This window comes from Streptomyces silvae, assembly GCF_016745505.1.
GTDB classification, from domain to species: domain Bacteria; phylum Actinomycetota; class Actinomycetes; order Streptomycetales; family Streptomycetaceae; genus Streptomyces; species Streptomyces silvae.
Window position 1 is genome coordinate 1 of the sequence record NZ_JAERUC010000137.1, and the last position, 16,643, is coordinate 16,643.

Sequence of the window (16,643 nt, forward strand, 5' to 3'; positions counted from 1 at the left end):
CGCGACCACCCTTTTCGTCATTCGAACTGCCGTACTTTAGGACGGCGTCGTCCTGGATTGTCGACGGGCGTGTAACACGGGTTATCGGGCGGTGAGCCTGCGGGAACCTCCCCGGCATGACCCAGAACACCCCGCTGTCCCCGCGCCCCGTCCACGAAGTCACCCACCGCGTTCAGTCGTCCGCCCAGTTGCGCGCCCAGGGCGTGTCCGCCGCGCAGACCGCCGCCCAGTGCCTGCCCGGCGGCCCGTGGCAGCAACTGCTCCCCGGCGTGTACCTCCTGCACCCGGGAGAGCCCACGAACGACGACCGGGTGCACGGGGCCCTGCTGTACGCCGGACGGCCGCCGGCCGGGGCCCGCCGGACGGTGCCGGCCCAGTCGGGGCCCGGCTTCGGCGAGGCCATGGTCACGGGCCTGGCGGCCCTCGCCCTGTACGGCTTCAGCTCGGCACCCCCCGGGATCGCGCTGCACCGGATCGACGTGCTGGTGCCGCGCACCAGGCGGCTGCGCTCCACCCGGTTCGTCCAGGTGACCCGGGCCGCCGTGCTGCCCCGTCCGCAGCGCCGGCTCGGGGTGCCGCTGGCCCCGGTGGAGCGGGCACTGGCCGACGCGGTGGCCTCGCTCGCGGACGCCTCGACGGTGCGCCGGATCCTGACGGAGGCGGTGCGCGGCGGGCACTGCGAACCGGCGTCCGTCGTACGGGAGCTGAACGAGGCCAAGCTGCTGGGCCGCGCGCACGTCGTGGACGCGGTGGACGCGCTGCTCGTCGAGGGACGGGCGATGGCGGAGGGCCGGCTGTACGAGATGGTGCGCACCCACCGGCTGCCCCAGCCGCTGTGGAACGTGGAGCTGTCCCTGCCGGGCGGCAGCTTCCTGGGCGGGGTGGACGCGTACTGGCCGGAACAGGCGGTCGCGCTCGAACTGGGCGCCCGCTCACCCCGGGAGGAGCACGTCGCGTACGCCGCCGAGCGGGAGCACCTGGAGCGGCTCGGGGTGACGGTGGTGCGGGTGACGCCGAAGCAGCTGCGGGACTCGACGGCACAGCTGTCGGTGGTGCTGCGTACGGCGATGATGGCGGCCGAGGACCGGGAGCCGGCGGCGTACGTGGTGGTCATGCCGCGGTGAGTGGCGCAATGGCCGCGTTGGCGGATCTACGCCATGTCGCTCTCTCGTCCCCGCCAACTCTCCACAAACCCCTGTCATTTACGAAAGGCTGAGCGGTCATCGGGTACCGAATTCCGGACTCTCTCTTTCTTTCACAATCAGGGATGCTGATGACCAAGGAATCCCCCAGCTCCATACCCGGGGCGAGACGCGCGGCACGCATAGCTGCCGCAGCCGGTCTGGCGGCCGCGCTGGCCGCCTCCGGCGCCGCCCCGGTCTTCGCCGCCGACGACCCGGTGGCCTCCCCCGTGAAGCCCGCCGCCGCGAGCACGAACGGCGACAAGCTGGGCGAGGCCGACGCCGATGTACTGGCGAAGGCCGAGGCCAAGGGCGAGAAGAACATCACGATGATGGTCGCCACCACCCCCGGTGCGACCGAGAAGGTCGCCGAACAGCTGGACGCCGTCAAGGGGTCCGTGCTGGGGCAGACGTACGACAAGCTCGGCTACGTCCGGGCGACCGTGCCGACCGCGACCGCCGAGGCGACCATCAAGGCGGCGCAGAAGCTGTCGTCGGTCCAGGGCATCGATCTCAAGCAGGAGATCAAGCTGGACGACCCGACGCCCACGGGTGACCGGGCCGCCGGGGCGAAGCAGCAGAAGTCCACGGGCAGTTACGCGGCGCCGAACAAGAAGACCCCCGCGAAGAACCCGTACAACCCGTCCTTCGAGACGGGCGCGGTCGACTTCGTCAAGCAGCACCCGAAGGCCGACGGCCGCGGGATCACCATCGGTGTCCTGGACTCCGGTGTCGACCTCGGTCACCCCGCGCTGCAGAAGACCACCACCGGCGAGCGCAAGATCGTCGACTGGGTGACGGCGACCGACCCCGTCAGCGACGGCGACGGCACCTGGCTCCGGATGGACCAGGTGGTGTCCGGCCCGACGTTCACGAGCGGCGGCACGACGTACTCCGCGCCGAAGGGCTCGTACGCCTTCCGCGTCTTCAAGGAGTCCGCCACCCGCGGCGGCGACATGGCGGGCGACCTCAACCGCGACGGTGACACCACCGACCAGTGGGGCGTGCTGTACGACCCGGTCACCGGCACCACTCGCGTCGACCTGAACAACAACGCGGACTTCGGTGACGACGTTGTCCTGAAGCCGTACAAGGAGAAGCACCAGGTCTCCTACTTCGGTACGGACGACCCGCGGACCGACGTCGTCGAGCGCATCCCGTTCGTCGTCGAGACCCGCAAGAACGTCGTCGTCGACGCGGCCGGCAAGACCGCCGACTACGTCAACATCGGGGTCATCGAGAGCGAGCACGGCACGCACGTCGCGGGCATCACCGCGGCCAACGGCCTGTTCGGCGGCGCGATGAACGGTGCGGCGCCCGGCGCCAAGATCGTCTCCTCGCGTGCCTGCACCTGGTCCGGCGGCTGCACCAACATCGCGCTGACCGAGGGCATGATCGACCTCGTCGTCAACCGCGGCGTCGACGTCGTCAACATGTCGATCGGCGGCCTGCCGCCGCTCAACGACGGCAACAACGCCCGCGCCGAGCTCTACAAGCGGCTCATCGACATCTACGGCGTCCAGCTGGTCATCTCGGCCGGCAACGACGGCCCCGGTGTCAACACCATCGGTGACCCCGGCCTCGCCGACCACGTCATCTCGGTGGGCGCGTCCATCTCCAAGGAGACCTGGGCGGCCAACTACGGCTCGAACGTCACCAAGAAGTACGACATGCTGCCCTTCTCCTCGCGCGGCCCGCGTGAGGACGGCGGCTTCGCGCCGATCCTGACCGCCCCGGGTGCCTCGATCAACACCACCCAGACCTGGCTGCCCGGCGGCCCGGTCAAGGAGGCGGGCTACTCGCTCCCGGCCGGCTACTCCATGCTGCAGGGCACCTCCATGTCCTCGCCGCAGGCCGCCGGCGCGACGGCGCTGCTGCTGTCCGCCGCGAAGCAGAAGCACATCGAGCTGCCCCCGGCCGACCTGCGGACCGCGCTGACCAGCACCGCCACCCACATCGACGGTGTGCCCGCGCACGCCCAGGGTTCCGGTCTGATCGACATCGTCGGCGCCTGGAAGCAGATCGAGAAGAAGGGCACCCCGGCGCACGAGTACACCGTGAAGGCGCCGGTCGACACCGCGATCGACTTCGCGCTGAAGACCCCGGGCTTCGGCACCGGCCTGTACGACCGTGAGGGCGGCCTGAAGGCCGGCCAGAAGAAGTCGTACGACGTCACCGTCACCCGCACCACGGGCCCGGACAAGGCCGTCAAGCACAAGCTGTCGTGGAAGAACAACGACGGCACCTTCACCCTGACCGGTTCGAGCACCGTCTCGCTGCCGCTCGGCAAGCCGGTGACCGTCAAGGTCCAGGCGAAGCCCCGCACGGCGGGCGTCCACAGCGCGATCCTGCTGGTGGACGACGCGAAGACCAAGGGTGTGGACCAGCAGATCCTCTCCACGGTGGTCGTCGCCAAGGAGCTCGTGAAGCCGGGGTACGCGTTCTCGACGAGCGGCTCGGTGCAGCGCAACGGCACCACGTCGTACTTCCTGAACGTCCCGGAGGGCGCCGAGACCCTCGAGGTCGCGATGAGCGCCCTGCGCTCGGGCAGCCAGACGCGGTTCATCTCCATCCACCCCTACGGGGTCGCGGTGGAGGACAGCTCCACGATCTACTGCTACCCGAACTACGAGAACCCGACGAACACCTGCCGTCCGGACACGCGCTCCTACAAGGCCCCGCAGCCGGGCGTCTGGGAGATCGAGGTCGAGGCGCGCCGTACGTCGCCGCTGCTGGACAACCCGTACAAGCTGGATGTCTCGCTCCTCGGCGCCTCCTTCGACCCGGCGGTGCAGACCATCCCCGAGGCGAAGATCGGCACCCCGGCCGCGGTGAACTGGACCGTGACCAACAACGCGGGTGACCTGGAGGGCACGCTCAAGGGCGGCTCGCTGGGCTCGGCCGACGTCGAGCGTCCGTCGATCCGGACCGGGGGCGAGTACGTCAAGGAGGTGACCATCGGCGAGGGCGTGGAGAAGCTCGACATCGCCGTGGGCAACACCTCGGACGCCAACGCCGACATCGACCTGTACGTCTACCAGGGCGCCACCGAGGTCGGCGCCTCGACGACGGCGGGCTCGGAGGAGACGGTCAGCCTGGTGAAGCCGGCGGCCGGCACGTACACCGTCGTGATCGACGGCTACTCGGTCCCGGCGGGGACCACCGAGTACGACTACCGCGACGTGTACTACGCACCGTCGCTCGGCGCGATCAAGGTCGACGAGTCCAAGGCCGTGAACCTGGCCAACGGCGCGTCCGCCCAGGTCGGGGCCGAGGTCGTGGTCGCCGGAGCGGCTCCCGAGGGCCGGCAGTTCTTCGGTGAGGTCCAGCTGGTGAACGCCCGGGGCACCGCGGCGGGCACCGGCAGCGTCGTGATCGAGAAGGTCGCGCCGTAACCGGAACGGCCGTGTGATCCGCACGACACGCGCGGACCGTGGGGCGGGGGCTCGCAAGGGCTCCCGCCCCACAGCTCTGTCCGCGCCCCGGTCGCCGTCCGTCCGACTGCCGGACAATGGATTGGACAAGGAAGCCGTGGACATACGCATCATGGACCGGCAACCGTGCCCGTTCGCATCTGTGAGGGAGTCCCAGTGAAGGTCGGAATCGTCGGCGCCACCGGTCAGGTCGGCACAGTCATGCGCAGGATCCTGGCCGAGCGGAAGTTCCCCGTCGCCGAACTGCGGCTCTTCGCCTCCGCGCGCTCCGCGGGCTCCACGATCTCCTACGAGGGCAAGGACATCACGGTCGAGGACGCCTCCACGGCGGACTACACCGGTCTCGACATCGTGCTGTTCTCCGCCGGTGGCGCGACCTCGAAGGCACTGGCCGAGAAGGTCGCCTCGCAGGGCGCCGTCGTGATCGACAACTCCTCCGCCTGGCGCAAGGACCCCGAGGTCCCGCTGGTGGTCTCCGAGGTCAACGCGCACGCGATCAGGAACCGCCCCAAGGGCATCATCGCCAACCCGAACTGCACCACGATGGCCGCCATGCCCGTGCTGCGCCCCCTGCACCAGGAGGCGCAGCTCGACGCCCTGACCGTCGCGACCTACCAGGCCGTGTCCGGCTCCGGTGTCGCCGGTGTCGCGGAGCTGCACGGACAGGCGTCCAAGGTCGTCGCCGAGGCGGACAAGCTGACCCACGACGGCGAAGCGGTCGACTTCCCCGAGCCGGCCGTCTACAAGCGCCCGATCGCCTTCAACGTGCTGCCGCTCGCCGGCTCGATCGTGGACGACGGGTCCTTCGAGACCGACGAGGAGCAGAAGCTCCGCAACGAGTCCCGCAAGATCCTGGAGATCCCGGAGCTCAAGGTGTCCGGCACCTGCGTCCGGGTCCCGGTCTTCTCGGGCCACTCGCTCCAGATCAACGCCCGTTTCGCCCGCCCGATCAGCGTCGAGCGCGCCTACGAGCTGCTGAAGGACGCCGAGGGCGTCGAGCTCTCCGAGATCCCGACCCCGCTCCAGGCGGCCGGCAAGGACGCCTCCTACGTGGGCCGCATCCGCGTCGACGAGACCGTCGAGCACGGTCTGGCGCTGTTCGTCTCCAACGACAACCTGCGCAAGGGCGCCGCGCTGAACGCGGTCCAGATCGCGGAGCTGGTGGCGGCCGAGCTCAAGGGCTGAGCTCCTCCTCACCCCGGAAAGGGCGGCCACCGATCGCGGTGGCCGCCCTTCCGCATGCCGCTGCCCGCGCCGGTGTCAGTCCCGTCGCACCTCGAAGTGCAGGCACCCGTACTCCACGGCCCGCACGTGCACCAGGGCCACCTCGGGGTCGGCGAAGGCCTCCGCCAGTGCCTCGTCGTAGCCCCGCTCCTCGTCGGCCGGGATCTCCAGCAGCCGGCCGCCGACGATCTCGCCGGCCGCGTTGTAACGCCGGACCGTGCGCAGCGCCCCGGCCCGCGAGAACGGGTAGCCGGCCCGGTCCGCCGCCGGGCCCCCGCACTCCCCGGCGTGGATGAAGACCGGTCCCTGTTCGTCGTACGCTCCCGGGCGCGCCCCGGTCCCGGCCGCCCAGCGCCGCAGCGGGGCGTACGAGACGAGGGCGATCCTCTCCCCCGGCCCGGCGCCCCGCAGGCAGCAGCGGAGCGGCTCGCCGCCCTCCGTGGCCGTGTACGGGACGCAGGGCCGCCCGGCGTCGTCGCTGGTGCGGAGCTCTTTCAGGACGTCCGGCCCGATGGGCCGTGCCTCGTAAGTGGTCATGATCCGAGGGTGGCCCGGACGCCGCCGCCGGTCCGGCGGAAAACGGACATCGCGCTGCGCCCTCCTCACGTGGAAGGATGGCGAAAAACGTCGCATATCAAGTCGCACACCAAGGAGATGACCGCGTGCCTGGCACGAATCTGACCCGCGAAGAGGCACAGGAGCGGGCGCGCCTGCTGACCGTGGACGCGTACGAGATCGATCTCGACCTCTCCGGCGCACAGGAGGGCGGCACCTACAGGTCCGTCACCACCGTGCGCTTCGACTCCGCCGAAGCCGGTGCGGAGACCTTCATCGACCTGGTCGCCCCCGCGGTGCACGACATCGTGCTGAACGGCAAGGACCTGGACATCGCCGCCGTCTTCCGGGACTCGCGGATCGCGCTGAAGCACCTCCAGGCCGGTGCCAACGAGCTGAAGGTCGTCGCCGACTGCTCGTACACCAACACCGGCGAGGGCCTGCACCGGTTCGTCGACCCGGTCGACGAGCAGGCCTACCTGTACACCCAGTTCGAGGTCCCGGACGCGCGCCGGGTCTTCGCGAGCTTCGAGCAGCCCGACCTGAAGGCGACCTTCCGGTTCACCGTGAAGGCGCCCTCCGGCTGGACGGTGATCTCCAACTCGCCGACGCCCGAGCCCGAGAACGACGTCTGGTCGTTCGAGCCGACGCCGCGCATCTCCACGTACATCACGGCCCTGATCGCCGGTCCGTACCACGCGGTGCACAGCAGCTACGAGAAGGACGGCCGGTCCGTGCCGCTCGGCATCTACTGCCGGCCGTCGCTCGCGGAGTACCTCGACGCGGACGAGATCTTCGCGGTCACGCGGCAGGGCTTCGACTGGTTCCAGGAGAAGTTCGACTACGCGTACCCGTTCGCCAAGTACGACCAGCTCTTCGTCCCCGAGTTCAACGCCGGGGCGATGGAGAACGCGGGCGCGGTCACCATCCGCGACCAGTACGTCTTCCGCTCGAAGGTCACCGACGCGGCCTACGAGACGCGCGCCGAGACGATCCTCCACGAGCTGGCCCACATGTGGTTCGGCGACCTGGTCACCATGGAGTGGTGGAACGACCTCTGGCTGAACGAGTCGTTCGCCACGTACACCTCCATCGCGTGCCAGGCCGACGCGGAGGGCTCGAAGTGGCCGCACTCCTGGACCACGTTCGCCAACTCCATGAAGACCTGGGCCTACCGGCAGGACCAGCTGCCGTCGACGCACCCGATCATGGCGGACATCCAGGACCTCGACGACGTCCTGGTGAACTTCGACGGGATCACGTACGCGAAGGGCGCCTCGGTCCTGAAGCAGCTCGTGGCGTACGTCGGCAAGGACGCGTTCTTCCAGGGCGTGCAGGCGTACTTCAAGGCGCACGCCTTCGGCAACACGCGCCTGTCGGACCTGCTGGGCGCCCTGGAGAAGACCTCCGGCCGTGACCTGCGGACCTGGTCGAAGGCGTGGCTGGAGACGGCCGGGATCAACATCCTGCGCCCGGAGATCGAGACCGACGGCAACGGCCACGTCACCTCCTTCACCGTGCTCCAGGAGGCTCCGGCGCTCCCCGCCGGGGCGAAGGGCGAGCCCACGCTGCGCCCGCACCGGATCGCGATCGGCTGCTACGACCTCGACGCCGCCGGGAAGCTGGTCCGCACGGACCGGATCGAGCTGGACGTCGAGGGCGAGCGCACCACCGTGCCGTTCCCCACCGGCACCCCGCGCCCGGCGGTCGTCCTGCTCAACGACGACGACCTGTCGTACGCGAAGGTCCGCCTCGACGAGGAGTCCCTGCGGGTCGTCACCGAGCACCTGGGCGACTTCACCGAGTCGCTGCCCCGCGCGCTGAGCTGGGCCTCGGCCTGGGACATGACGCGCGACGGCGAACTGGCGACGCGTGACTACCTCGCGCTGGTCCTCTCGGGGATCGGCAAGGAGACGGACATCGGCGTCGTGCAGTCGCTGCACCGCCAGGTGAAGCTGGCCCTGGACCTCTACGCCGCCCCGGAGTGGCGCGAGGCGGGCCTGAACCAGTGGACCGAGGCGACGCTGGCGCACCTGCGCGCGGCGGAGCCGGGCGGCGACCACCAGCTGGCGTGGGCCCGCGCCTTCGCCGCGACGGCGCGCAGCCCGCTCCACCTGGACGTGCTGCAGTCGCTGCTGGACGGCACCCAGGAGATCGAGGGCCTGGCCGTCGACACGGAGCTGCGCTGGGCGTTCGTGCAGCGCCTCGCGGCGACGGGTCTCATCGACGAGGAGGAGATCGCCGCCGAGTACGAGCGCGACAGGACCGCCGCGGGTGAGCGCCACGCGGCGTCCGCCCGCGCGGCCCAGCCCTCCGAGGACGCGAAGGCCGAGGCGTGGGCGTCGGTCGTCGAGTCGGACAAGCTGCCGAACTCCCTCCAGGAGTCGGTCATCGGCGGCTTCGTGCAGACCGAGCAGCGTGAGCTGCTGGCGCCGTACGCGGAGAAGTACTTCGCGGCGGTCAAGGACGTCTGGGACGCGCGGAGCCACGAGATGGCCCAGCAGATCGCGGTCGGCCTCTACCCGTCGCTCCAGGTCTCGCAGGAGACCCTGGACGCCACGGACGCCTGGCTGGACTCGGCGCAGCCGAGCGCCGCGCTGCGCCGGCTGATGTCGGAGTCGCGGGCGGGCGTGGAGCGCGCGCTGAAGGCCCAGGCGGCGGACGCCGCGGCGGCCACCGCGTAGGCGGAACCCGCACGGCGAGGGGGCGTCTCCGTCAGGGGGCGCCCCCTTCGTGGTGCCGGGGGGGCGGGAGCGGGCTCAGCGGGGGCAGGCGGGGAGCCGGCTCAGCGGAGGCAGGCGGCGAGCAGGGCGATGTCGTCCGTCTTGCCCTTGCCGAACATCGCGAGCAGGTGGTCGCAGAGCTCCTCGACCTCCGCCGGTGCCCGGGAGAGGGTGCTGCCCAGGGCCTCCAGGCTCTCGTCGAGGTCTTCCCGGGGGACCTCGACGAGGCCGTCGGTCAGCAGCAGAAGCGTGGACCCCTCCGGCACGTCGTGGCTGACGGCCGGCGGGTGCGGCAGGTTGAGCCCGAGAAGGGGCCCGTGCTCGGTCAGGTAGCGGGTGGATCCGTCCGGGTGCCGCAGCAGGGGCGGTATGTGACCGGCGTTGGCCACCTGGATCCGCCGTCCGCCGGGCTCCACGAGCACGAGGCAGACGGTGACGGTCATCGACGGCCGCAGGCGGACCAGCAGGGCGTCCAGGTTCGTCAGGAGGGACCGGGGGTCGTGCCCCTCGATGGCGTAGGCCCGCAGGGCGTGCCGGATCTCGCCCATGATCATGGCGGCCTTGAGCGAGTGCCCGGCCACGTCCCCGATGGCGAGCAGCAGCCCGGCCGGGGTCTCGATGGCCTCGTAGAAGTCGCCGCCGATCTCCGCGTCGTCGGCTGCGGGTTCGTAGCGTACGGCCATGTCCACGCCGGGCACTTCGGGGAGCCTGTCCGGCAGGAAGCTGCGCTGGAGGGTGAGGACCAGCGCGTGTTCCTCGCTGCGCGTGCGCAGGGCTTCCAGGGCCAGCGCGCAGGCCTGCGCCAGCTGAGACAGGAGCTCACGGTCGTCGGCGCCGGCCAGGGCCGTGGCGGCGACGGCGAACGCGACGGCGGGCCGGCCCCGCTTCGTACGGGCGAGGGTCAGGGCGACCCCTTCGGGGAACACGTCCGCTCGGCCGCTCCCCTCGTGGCCGGTGAGCGCGCGCCAGTCCGCGCCGGACAGGAGTACCGTCTCCGTCCCGGTCCGTTCGCCGAGGGCCCGCTCGGTCAGGGTGTCCAGCAGCCGTGATCCCCCGTGGACGCCGGTGACCGACGGCTCCGCGCCCCCGGGGCGGGGGCTCACCGCGGCCGTGGCGAGGTGGAGCGTCCGGTTGTCCGGGCTGAGTCCCACGGCGACGGCGGGCGACTCCATGAGCGCGGCCGCACCGGCCGCCGCCGCGGCGACGAACGTCTCCCCGTCCTTGGCGGCGTACACGGCCAGGGTGCTGCTGTTCAGCGCGGCCACCCGGGTGGCGAGCCGCTCCGCACGGCGCCGGGCGCGGGCGTAGCGCAGCGCCGCGGTGACCGTGGCCAGCAGCTCGTCCGGGGCGATGGGCTCGGTGAGGTAGGCGTCGGCACCGCGGTGGAGTCCCTGGGTGCGGTCGCTCAGTTCGATGGCCGTCGCGGAGACGTGGATGACCGGCAGCGAGGCGGTCCGGGGATCGGCCTTGATCTGCTCGCACACCTCGAAGCCGCTCATGTCGGGCAGCCGCACGTCCACGACGGCCAGCTCGGGCAGGTCGCCGTCGGGGGCGGTGGCGAGCAGGGACAGGCCCTCCGTCCCGTCGGAGGCCTCCACCACCGTGTGGCCGGCCCGGCGGAGCCAGCTGCTGACGATGTAGCGGTTCGTGTCGTTGTCGTCGAGCACCAGCACCTTGGCGGCGGCGCTGTCCTGATGCAGATGCGTACTCATGCGGTGTCGTCCTTCTGGTCCGCTCCCGGCAGGGCGGGCGTGACGTGTTCCGAGAAGGCCGCGACCAGCTTGGGCAGGGTCAGCGTGGACTTCTCGAGGACCGCCCGTGCGTGCGTGAGCCGGTCCCGGTCCAGGTCCTCGGCGGGCGTGGAGGTCAGGATGACGACGGGGACGGCGCGCAGGCCGGGGTCGGCCGCGAGCTGCGCCAGTACGGCGTAGCCGTCGAGGTCGGGCAGGTGCAGGTCGAGCAGGACGGCGTCCGGGCGCTCGCGGCGCACCACCGAGCTCGCCAGTCCGCCCTCACCCACCTCGACCACCCGTCCGGCGAGCCGGCCCAGGAGGGGGCGGATCGTGGCGCGGAAGGCGTCGTCGTCGTCCACGGTGACCAGGGCCGCCACCAGGGGTGCCGGCGCCTCCTGGTCGTCGGGCCCGGCGGCGGCCGGCCCGTCGGCGGGCAGCCGCACGGTGACCACGGTCCCGGATCCCGGGCTGCTGGTCAGCGAGAGGCTGCCGCCGAGGAGTTCGGTGAGCCGCCGCGCGTAGGGCAGGCCGAGGCCGGTCCCGGAACGTCCGCGCTGGTGCGGTCCCCGTACCTGGTAGAACTCCTCGAAGATCTGCTGCTGCTCCTCCTCGGGGATGCCGATGCCGGTGTCCGACACGCTGAAGACGACGTGGTCGCCGTCGGGCCCGTCCTCCCGGGTGACGTCGAGGCGTACGGTCCCGGCGGGCGTGAACTTCAGGGCGTTGGACAGCAGATTGCGCAGGATGCGGGCGAGCATGACCTCGTCGCTGACGATCCGCGCGTCGGACTCGGCCACGACGAGTTCGGCGGCGCCCGGAGTCCCGTAACCGCGCAGGGTGCCCCGCAGCTGGCCGAGGGCCACGCGCAGGTTCACCACCGCCCAGGTGGGCTCCAGGCGTCCGGACTCCGCCTTGGCGACGTCCAGGAGTTCGTCGACGAGGGCGAGCAGGGTGGCGCCCGAGGCGGAGATGAGGGAGACCTGTCGGCGTTGCTCCTCGTCAAGGCGCTCCACATCGAATTCGAGCAGCATCCGGGCCAGCCCGACGACGGAGTTGACCGGCGTACGGAGCTCGTGGCTGACGTTGGCCCAGAATCTGGTCTTGGCCTCGCTCGCCTCACGCAGCTGGCGGGACTTGTCCTCGAGTTCGGCGTAGAGGGCCACGACGCCGCGGTTGGTCTCCTCCAGCTCCTCCGAGAGCTCGGAGTAGAGCGCCACGACCCCCCGGTTGGTCTCCTCCAGCTCCTCGTTCAGCCGGCGGAGTTCCTCGCGCTGCGCCCTGGACTCCTCCAGAGCGGCGATCAGGTCACTGGTCTGCGCGCGGGTGTCGTCCAGCACGCTGATGCCCTTGTGCGCCAGCAGCGCCTCCCTGGCCTGCTGGACGGACTCGGCCGTCCCGGCTTCCCCGGCGATCGGCTGCTCGACCGCCACCGTCCGCTCCGACGGGGTGTGCCGGAGCGGGACGAGGCGGGCCGCCGCCTTCATGGCCTCCTCGCCGGGCCCATGGCCGTCCTGCCAGGACAGGGCGACCCGCAGGACGGGCTGCGGGCCGCTGACGACACCGAAAGTGACGGTCAGTCCGGAGGACCCGAGCAGGTCTCTGCCGAGCTCGCTCAGCGCGGTCGCCAGACGGATCTGGTCCTGGTTGTCCACCCCGAGCGCCTCGGCGGCCGACTTGCCGCTGCGGCGCAGCACGAAGACGTCCTGCTCCGTCGCGAGGGAGAACGAGACGAGGGGGTCGGCCTCCTGGGCCGCGGAGGTGTTCACCAGGGTCCTTTCGCCACGACGACACCGGCGTCGTCACGCCGTACGCCCGCCTCACGCAGGAGCTGCGCGGCGGCCACCAGCGGCGAGTGCTCCAGGAACCCGGGCAGCGCCGTCGCCTGCCAGCGCTCGGTGAGACCGTCGGAGTGCATGATCACGGCCCCGTCCCGGGGCAGCTCCTGCCGTACGGACCGCAGGGTCGGCAGGTGATGGCCCACGATGCCGGGGGCCGACGACAGGGAACGCCGGGTACCGGTCGCGGGGTCCACGACGAAGGTGCTGACGTTCCCGACGCCGCAGAAGTACACGCTCCGTTCGGCCGGTTCGATGCGTACGACGGCGACGGCGCCTCCTCTGCCCCCGCGCAGCGCCTTGTGGACGTCCATGAGGATCGCTTCGGGCCGCTGGGCGTCCGAGTCGCGGAAGGCGGCCACCGCCGCCTGCGCGGCCCGGCCGGCCAGGGGCCCGTGTCCCAGTCCGTCGCAGAAGAGCACCAGCAGGGCCGGCTCGTCCCCGCCGGAACCGGTCCGGGGCTCCGGAGGCGCCGCGGCCCGTGAACCGTCCGTGTACTGCCGGTCGTCCGTGTGGCGCGGCCCGTCCGTGTGCCGTGAACCGTCCGCCGTACGCCGGAAGCCGGTCAGCTGCGCCCAGCCCAGGGGGGCCTCCGGAGGCGCGGCCGAGGAGAGCGCCCTGGCCTGCCGCCGGTCGCCCCCGCCCTCCGCCGGGACACCGGCCCGGCGGGCGGCCCAGGCGTCCCCGCACACGTCCTCCCCGGTGATCGCCCTCGTCAGACCCTCCACCACGGGGCTCCCCTGTACGGCGAAGCGGCGCGCCGCCTCCTTCGTCCAGAAACGCGCGGTCAGTACGGTGCCCCGCCCGGGCAGCGAGTGCAGGTCGAAGAAGTCGGCGAGGCGGGAGATGGCACCCAGGCCGATGCCGAGGGTGCCGGAGGTCGAGGTGCCGTCGGCGAGCGCGTAGGCGACGTCCGCCATCCCCGGCCCCTCGTCCGTCGTGACGAACTCCAGCCCGGCGTCGCTCGGTGTCCTGACCGTACGCAGCAGGAACGCCCCGTCGACGGCGTACTTGCGCAGATTGGTCGCGGCCTCGCTCACGGCCAGGGCGACCTCGGCGCACCGCGGCTCGTCGAAACCGATACGCCTGGCCAGCGAGGCCGCCGCCACCCGGGCCGCGGTGGGGAGTGCCTCCTGGTCGCGGAGCCAGACGACGTCCTCCGCGACCAGGACCGGCGGGATCAGCGAGCCCACTTGGTCACCGCGACCTGTGTCCCGCTGCCGACCTCGGTGTCCAGGGTGAAGTCGTCGACCAGACGGCGCGCTCCGCTCAGCCCGAGCCCGAGACCGCCCCCGGAGGTCCACCCGTCGGTCAGCGCCTGGTCGACGTCGGGGATGCCGGGGCCGGAGTCCTCGAACACCGCGGTCACACCGACCCGGCTGTCACGGCGGACCAGTCCGACGCGCATGACTCCACCGCCGCCGTAGACCAGGGTGTTCCGGGCGAGTTCGCTCGCGGCGGTGACGAGCTTGGTCTGGTCGACGAGCGAGAGCTTGCAGCGCTGGGCGAGCGAGCGCACCAGCTGACGCGCCCGGACCACGTCGTCGTTCGAACTGATGGGGACGGTCTCATGACCGGTGTCGGGGACGGGCGCGAGCCCGGTCATCGCTGAGCCGGGCGGGTGGTGTCCCGCCGGGCCAGGATGTCCAGCCCCTTCTCCAGTGTCAGAGCGGTACGCACGCCGCCGAGCGACAGCCCGAGCTCCACGAGCGTGATGGCGACGGCCGGCCGCATGCCCACGACGACGGTCTGCGCGTCGAGCATGCGGGAGATGGCCGCCGTGGTCGCCAGCATGCGGCCGACGAAGGAGTCGACGATCTCGACGGCGGTGATGTCGATGACCACCCCGGTGGCCCCGGATTCGACGATGCGGGCCGCCAGGTCGTCCTGGAGCTCCAGGACGACCTGGTCCTCCAGCTCGACCTGGATGGAGACGAGGAGTACGTCACCGATCTTGAGTACGGGTACGCGTTCGGTCACGCCCGGCCGCCGGGCTGTGCGACCACCGCGCTGCTGCCGCGCAGGGCGTGCTTGAGGGCATCGGCCAGCGACGACTTGGTGACGATGTCGCCGAACTGGATCCCGAGGGCGACGATCGTCTGGGCGATCTGGGGCCGGATACCGGAGATGATGCACTCGGCACCCATCAGCCGGGCGGCCACCACCGTCTTGAGCAGGTGCTGGGCGACCTCGGTGTCCACCGCCGGCACCCCGGTGATGTCGATGATCGCCTGGTCCGAACCGGTGTCGACGAGGGCCTGGAGCAGCTTCTCCATCACCACCTGGGTCCGGGCCGAGTCCAGGGTGCCCACCAGCGGTACGGCGACCACGCCGTCCCACAGCTTCACCACGGGGGTCGAGAGCTCCATCAGCTGCTCGGCCTGAGCGCTGATGATCTCCTCGCGCGTCTTGGCGTACACCTCGAGCGTGAACAGACCGAGCGCGTCGATCAGCTTGCTCAGCTGGAGGTAGGCCCGGATGTCCGCCGCCGGAGTGTCCTCCGTGGGCGCGAGGACGTCCTTGCCCGCCAGCACGCTGGTGGCGGTCTCGGTCGGGGTGAAGCCCTGGCGGGCCCGGGCCCGGGAGAGCTCCGTGAGGAGCGCGCGCGCCTCGGCGAACGCGTCCCCCTGCCAGTCCAGCCCGCCTGTGCGCAGGCCCGCCACCAGGGCGTCGTACAGCTCCCGGAGTTCGCGGTCGAGCTCCGCGAGCGAGATGCGCCCGCGCAGGGTGCGCGAGACGGTCTCCACCCAGGCCGCGCCGAGCGACTCCTGCTGTGCGGACAGCAACTCGACGAGCCTGGCCGGTATGTCTTGTTCGGTCACCGAGATGACTCCCTCTGCTTCAGCCCCGTGTGGTGCGCTGCTCGGCAGCGTAGCGCGACCACGCGTGTGCCCCTTCACCGCGCCTTCACACCATCGGTTCCGCGGCCCGCCCGAGGGAGGAGGGAGTGACCGCCTCCGGCCGGCGCTCCCGGGAGGAGAACGGTGGAAACCGCCCGGCGGACGGGCGCCGGGTGCGCAGCCGTCCGCCGGGCGGGAGTTGTGGGTGGACCGGGGGCCTCAGCCCGTGGACTGCTCGTGGCGACGGGCCAGTTCGGCCGCCCCCGCCCCGGTCAGGGAGCCGTGCAGGCGCATCCGGGCCACGCCCCCGTCGGGGTAGGCGTCGAGCCGTACGTGGGTGACCACGGCTTCGGCGTCCAGGACGAAGCGGTGCAGGGTGTCGGGCTGGAGCCGGGTGCGGGGCAGGATCTCGAACCAGTCGCCGCTCTCGCCGTCGCGGCCCTGGAGGCCGATCCAGCCCGCGGCGTTGCCCTTGAGGTAGGCGGTGTCGATCTCGACCGCGCGCACCGCGCCCTGCGCGGGCAGCCGGAAGCGCACCCAGTCGTTGGTGTCGCGGACCCGGCGGCGGCGGTTCTCCCAGCCGTCGTCCATCTTGCGGGAGGTGCCGGGCAGGATGATCTGGGCGGGCGAGGAGTAGAAGCGGTCCGAGGCGTCCTCGTACGTGCCGCCGTTCAGGATCGAGATCAGGTCGACGGTGCCGAGCGCCGCGAGCCAGGCCGGGTCGGGGACGACCTCGCCGTGGACGCGGAGGCGGGCGATGCCGCCGTCGGGGTGCTGGCAGATCCGCAGGTGGGTGTAGCGGCGGCCGCCGGTGACCTCGAAGCCGTTGGCGGCGTGGCCGCGTACGGGGGTCGGCGGGACGAGCTCCTCCCACTTCACGTCGTCGGCGAGGAGCTCCTCCGGCCCGGGGGCGCCTTCCACGGACGTCGCCTGGACGGAGACGCGCTGCGGGTAGTTGCCGCGGAAGTGGGCGGTGTCGACGACGACGCCGCGGATGATCCCGGGGGTGCCCAGCCGGACGATCGCCCAGTCGTGGTCCTCGGGCGCGGGGAAGGGGTGGTCCGCGTCCGCGCCCCGGCGGCGGCGGGTCTCCCAGCCGTCCATGATCTTGCCCTTGT

General features: G+C 71.7%; 12 protein-coding genes. 4 read left to right on the top strand and 8 right to left on the bottom strand.

Annotated features, from left to right (window positions below; genetic code table 11):
• Window positions 1–116 precede the first annotated feature (116 nt).
• The 3 genes from JKV81_RS20545 (at window position 117) to JKV81_RS20555 (ending at window position 5,800) form a co-directional block, all read left to right on the top strand.
• Window positions 117–1,124: a hypothetical protein gene (locus JKV81_RS20545; protein WP_129262979.1), complete on the top strand. Its 1,008-nt coding sequence runs from the start codon at window positions 117–119 to the stop codon at window positions 1,122–1,124.
• Between the two features lie 143 nt (window positions 1,125–1,267).
• Window positions 1,268–4,576, top strand: a complete 3,309-nt coding sequence (locus tag JKV81_RS20550) for a S8 family serine peptidase (RefSeq protein ID WP_202077098.1) — start codon at window positions 1,268–1,270, stop codon at window positions 4,574–4,576.
• Between the two features lie 195 nt (window positions 4,577–4,771).
• Entirely contained in the window at window positions 4,772–5,800 is a 1,029-nt protein-coding gene (locus tag JKV81_RS20555; protein WP_129262983.1) for an aspartate-semialdehyde dehydrogenase, read from the top strand.
• A gap of 75 nt (window positions 5,801–5,875) precedes the next feature.
• Here the strand turns inward: JKV81_RS20555 and JKV81_RS20560 are convergent, their stop codons facing one another.
• On the bottom strand, window positions 5,876–6,376 hold the full coding sequence (locus JKV81_RS20560; protein WP_129262985.1) for a DUF1203 domain-containing protein: 501 nt from the start codon (window positions 6,374–6,376) through the stop codon (window positions 5,876–5,878).
• 125 nt (window positions 6,377–6,501) lie between these two features.
• Between JKV81_RS20560 and pepN the strand changes: the two genes are divergently transcribed.
• The gene (gene pepN, locus JKV81_RS20565) at window positions 6,502–9,078 is read left to right on the top strand and encodes an aminopeptidase N (protein ID WP_202077100.1); all 2,577 of its coding nucleotides are present in this window, start codon (window positions 6,502–6,504) and stop codon (window positions 9,076–9,078) included.
• Window positions 9,079–9,179: 101 nt separating this feature from the next.
• On the opposite strand, the gene JKV81_RS20570 is transcribed toward pepN, so the two are convergent.
• The 7 genes from JKV81_RS20570 to alc form a co-directional block, all read right to left on the bottom strand.
• Complete coding sequence (locus JKV81_RS20570) at window positions 9,180–10,829, bottom strand: fused response regulator/phosphatase (RefSeq protein ID WP_202077102.1); 1,650 nt, start codon at window positions 10,827–10,829, stop codon at window positions 9,180–9,182.
• Complete coding sequence (locus JKV81_RS20575; protein ID WP_202077104.1) at window positions 10,826–12,616, bottom strand: ATP-binding protein; 1,791 nt, start codon at window positions 12,614–12,616, stop codon at window positions 10,826–10,828. Before JKV81_RS20575 ends, JKV81_RS20570 begins: the two co-directional genes overlap by 4 nt.
• Entirely contained in the window at window positions 12,613–13,878 is a 1,266-nt protein-coding gene (locus JKV81_RS20580) for an ATP-binding SpoIIE family protein phosphatase (RefSeq protein WP_202077106.1), read from the bottom strand. The genes JKV81_RS20575 and JKV81_RS20580 overlap by 4 nt, the downstream gene beginning before the upstream one ends.
• Window positions 13,866–14,291, bottom strand: coding sequence for an anti-sigma regulatory factor (locus tag JKV81_RS20585; protein ID WP_129262995.1), 426 nt, complete (start codon window positions 14,289–14,291; stop codon window positions 13,866–13,868). The genes JKV81_RS20580 and JKV81_RS20585 overlap by 13 nt, the downstream gene beginning before the upstream one ends.
• Complete coding sequence (locus JKV81_RS20590; RefSeq protein WP_099172599.1) at window positions 14,288–14,665, bottom strand: STAS domain-containing protein; 378 nt, start codon at window positions 14,663–14,665, stop codon at window positions 14,288–14,290. Before JKV81_RS20590 ends, JKV81_RS20585 begins: the two co-directional genes overlap by 4 nt.
• Window positions 14,662–15,507: an STAS domain-containing protein gene (locus tag JKV81_RS20595; RefSeq protein WP_129262997.1), complete on the bottom strand. Its 846-nt coding sequence runs from the start codon at window positions 15,505–15,507 to the stop codon at window positions 14,662–14,664. Before JKV81_RS20595 ends, JKV81_RS20590 begins: the two co-directional genes overlap by 4 nt.
• Window positions 15,508–15,744: 237 nt before the next feature.
• On the bottom strand, window positions 15,745–16,643 hold an 899-nt coding region (gene alc, locus JKV81_RS20600; RefSeq protein WP_202077108.1), incomplete at its 5' end, for an allantoicase.